The 4,108-nt window shown below is 60.0% G+C and carries 2 protein-coding genes and 1 pseudogene; 1 reads left to right on the forward strand and 2 read right to left on the reverse strand.

Features of this window, described 5'->3' with window-relative positions:
- Window positions 1-404: 404 nt before the first annotated feature.
- A pseudogene (locus tag ACFWW2_RS05495) lies at window positions 405-710 on the forward strand (transposase); the annotation flags it as partial.
- 12 nt (window positions 711-722) lie between these two features.
- On the opposite strand, the gene ACFWW2_RS05500 reads toward ACFWW2_RS05495, so the two are convergent.
- A complete protein-coding gene (locus ACFWW2_RS05500; protein ID WP_393926765.1) occupies window positions 723-3,578 on the reverse strand; it encodes an autotransporter outer membrane beta-barrel domain-containing protein in 2,856 nt (951 codons plus the stop codon).
- Between the two features lie 340 nt (window positions 3,579-3,918).
- A partial coding sequence (locus tag ACFWW2_RS05505; protein WP_393926767.1) for a hypothetical protein occupies window positions 3,919-4,108 on the reverse strand: 190 nt, incomplete at its 5' end.

Consider the following 4,108-nt stretch of genomic DNA (forward strand, 5'->3'; position numbering starts at 1 on the left):
CCATCGGTGCCACAGCGGCTGCGCCAGTCCTTCGAATTTGCCGCGACCAGCGCGCCCCTGTCGCGGCAGACAACTGGAGGCGGCGGGATGCCTCTCTGCCTGACAGCCCTTCCTCAATCAATCGTGCAAAACGATCTCGCAGTTCCATCGGCAACGGTGCTGGCATGATCAATCCTCCCAAAAAGGGTGAACCACAGATCATGTCTCAGGGGAATCCTGCCGACTCAAACTTTTATCGAAATGCTTTAGGCTTCCAAGGTATGATTTGATGGACGATTTTACTCAGTTGTAGTGGTTCAGATGTGATCTGACAGTTGGCCGTTTTTGAGATATAGCTGAAAGTTGGTGATAGCCCCTGAGGGGCGGCGTCTGTCAGGTGAAGTTCAGTTCACGAGCTTTATGTCGAACAGGTCCTGGTTCCTGAACTGGAGCCGGGAACAGGCGTCATCCTGGATAACCTCGCCACCCATAAGAATGCCGCCGCAGCTGAAGCCATGCGCGACGCCGGATGCTGGTTCTTGTTCTTGCCGCCCTACAGCCCCGATCTGAACCCGATTGAGATGGCGTTCTCGAAGCTCAAAGCGCACCTGCGCAGAATCGGCGCGCGAACATTCACCGATATGTTCCACGCCCTCACAGAAATCTGCGACCTCTATACGCCGGAAGAGTGCTGGAACTACTTCAACGCTGCCGGATATGTCTCAAGTTAAAAGTCGGATGCTTTAGAACATCACTTTAAGGCCTGCATTTACCCCGAGGGCGCTGGTATCGCCAGCGGTGCTGAGCCCTGTGGCATAGGAGGCTTCGCCGAAGAGGTCCACGCGGTCATTCCACGCATAGTTGCCGCCAATGCCGACCCCAACCGCCCAGGGCTCACTTTCGGTCGTCAGGGACGTTCCGGCCACCTCCACCTCACTGCCAGCCCCAAAATCATGGAACAGATTCACAATGCCATAAAGCCGACGCGCCTCGGGTCCCTGCCCTGCGAACTCAAGCCCAAGGCGCAGCCTCTGGCTGGACGCGTCGCTCAGCGCCACCTGCTCTCCGTGCGCCTCACTCGCGAAGTCTTCAAACCCGACAGAGGAGAAGCTCAGCTGGGACTGCGGGATCACCGTCAGCCGGGAGCCCAGATCAAACTGCTGTCCAGCCTCGAGTGACAGGGCAAAGCCCGTCCCGCTGTTGCCCTCCGTTAAAGCCCCAAGGTTGCCGTCGGAGGTCAGATCGCTTGAGTAGGAGGTCCATGTCGCCTGCCCGTCGATGTAAAACCGGCGCGCGTCATGCCAGGTGGCCGCCACGCCCAGACCCAGGCCCGTGGTCTCTATCGACCCGTCCCCAAAGGAAGAGGTGACCTCGGTACTGCTTGCGGCGTAGGAGAGCATCAGCCCACCCACAAGAAGGCCTGCCCCGCTCTCGCTGATAACGATATCCGCCCCGATCTCCATCTCCCAGAGACTGCTCTCAAGTGCCGCCCCTGTTGTGCTGTGCTCTTCCGACGATGTGATCTGCTCTGTGCCCATCTGGATCCACAGCGGGGAGCCCGTGTCTTGATCAGCCGCATCAGACTGTGTGGCGGCGGCACCACCGCCCGAGGCCAGGCTCCGGAAGTCCTGCGAACTGCCCCGGTTGCGCAGCGAAGAGAGGCCATTCATGGCAAGAAGCGATGCACCATAGCTGTCATAGAGCGGCGCAGAGGGTTGATAGCTCATCTCACCGCTCTCCGACAGCGCGCTCAGCGCCCAGCTGCGGCCATCCGCGGCCGCAGCCAGCGTGTAGAGGTAGGCGCCTGAGATCACCCCATGCTCCCCGTCCGACATGACATGGTTGCCACCCACCAGGGTGAACGTCCCGTCGGCCTCTCCGTCAACAGTAACCATGTCAATCTCAAGCGGTCCGCCCGTGGCACCGGCGCTGCCCACGCTGGCAATCAACAGCTCCATATCGCCTGACATATCGCCGGTGAAGTGAAGCTTATCGGTGTCCGTGCCATCCATGCGCGCATCCAGGGCAAAGGTACTTGTTCCCGACCCGGTGTAATCCCCCTCAATGGTGATCACATCACCCGTCTTCCCGTCCTGCACGCTTAAGGTGAGATCGCCATCATTGGTCACATCACCTCTGATGGTCATGCCCCCTTCCCCGCCAAAGGCGCGAAACTCAGACCTGGCGTCGATGGACAGGTCCGTATCCAGTGTGGCAACCCCATCCAGGCTCAACTCAGTTTCATCCTTCAGCGTCAAACGCTCCCAGTTTCTGGCCCAGTCTCCGAAGCTATCCGCTGAGGTTGCAATGGTCCTCCGGCCACTCAAAGCCAGGTGATCGTTACCGCCCGCGCCGCCGTCCAGAGTGTAGGACATGTCATAGATGGCTGCCGCAGAAATCGTGACTGTATCGTCGCCCGCACCGGCATAAATACCACCGGTGAAGCTGCCACCTGTCAGCCTCAGGGTATCGTTCCCCGCTCCAAAAAGAATATCACCGGTGATTGTCCCCGCTGAGGTGATGACCGTATCGCCATCCGCGCCCTGTATCGCGACATCAGACCGACCCGCCATCACCTCTGCGGTGCTGGTAATATCAATCGTCCCTCCGGCGCTGGATATCGTGCGGATCGCTGCGCCATCGGTGTTTGCACCTATCCCAGCCTTGGCTCCGCCTGTCACGAACCCGGCCACGTCGACGTCAAAGCCTCTTGCACCCCCAGCGACAATCCCGGCTGCACCCGCTCCGGAAACCGTGACAACAGCACCCGCGCCCAGGTTGACAATCGCCTGCCCGCGCTCCGATTGCGCCCAAAGCCCGAAAGCAGCCTCCCCCTCCGTGGTGACGGCGCCACCCCCCATCTCAGCCCGCGCCTCACCACGGCCAAATGTGCGCGCAAAAAGCCCATGGGTATTGTTATTATATGTACGAACATCACCTGCGGTCATGCGCGCGGTCGCCGTCGCTTCGTTGTCGTCGTTAAAGATCACGGCCCGAAGCCCGTAGGCAGCGACCCCCATCGTGGCGACACTGCCGCCGTCAAGTTGCGCCGTCGCCGCGCTACCATCGCCGGTACTCGCATAAAGCCCGTAGGAATCTCTACCGTTCGTGGTGACACTGCCGCCACCCATCAAAGCAAGAGCGGCACCGGTGCCAGTGGTCCTCGCCCAAAGAGCGCGCGCAAATTCCCCACTCGTGGTGATCTTCCCGCCGTCCATTTGCACCGAAATATTGCCTTCACTCGTCCCCTCCACGCGCACGCCAGAGCCGCCCACCTCGATGTCAGCATCGTCAAGCTTCAGCGTGAGCCCATCTGATCCGGCATGGTTATAGGTGATGCCATTAGCGTAGGGGTCGACAACGTTAGGAGTACTATCGTCAGCGTCAGCGTTACATGTGACTTGGCCGTTAACCGGTGGGCCACACTCATCGGCCGCCTGTGCCGCGCCACCCGAGAACAGCAAAGCTGCGGTCGACGCGACCAAAAGGCCCGGCGCAATGCTCGCCACCTGACCCTTGAACTTGGTCAAACGACCGCCCCGAACCAAGGTGCTGTGCGGGCGAAGGGCGGGCTGGATGTCAAAAATCTCATTTGTCATTCTGAAACTCTCCTGTGAGGGGCATCGCCAACGTGCCTGTGCATGATCGGGAAAAGGCACCCCTTGTTTCGCCGGGCGGGCAATCGGTTGGCATTAGTGCGGGGATTTGTGGAAATGATGCTGGCATCGGCCGCAGACGCTGCTTCGGCCAAACGCGAACCACCGCCGGTGATCGCCCGTGTTGCGTCCGCGCCGTCCGTGCCAGTCGTGGTAAAGTGGGAGGGGGTCACATCAGACCTCGAACCGCTGACTGCCACAGGACGCGTCAGGCCATCCAATCCGGAAACCGTGATCAGACCGCCAATTGGCCCATGAGCGATAGCTGGCCTGAGGCCGGATGTCAGACTGTAAGGATGATGTAACCGGTGAGGGCTGCTGTCTGCGCCAGGGCGGCCCGATGAACCGATGAACCGATGAACCGATGAACCGATGAACCGATGAACCGATGAACCGATGAACCGATGAACCGATGAACCGATGAACCGATGAACCGATGAACCGATGAACCGATGAACCGATGAACCGATGAA

Source organism: Yoonia sp. R2-816, assembly GCF_046762905.1.
In the GTDB taxonomy this organism is placed as follows: domain Bacteria; phylum Pseudomonadota; class Alphaproteobacteria; order Rhodobacterales; family Rhodobacteraceae; genus Yoonia.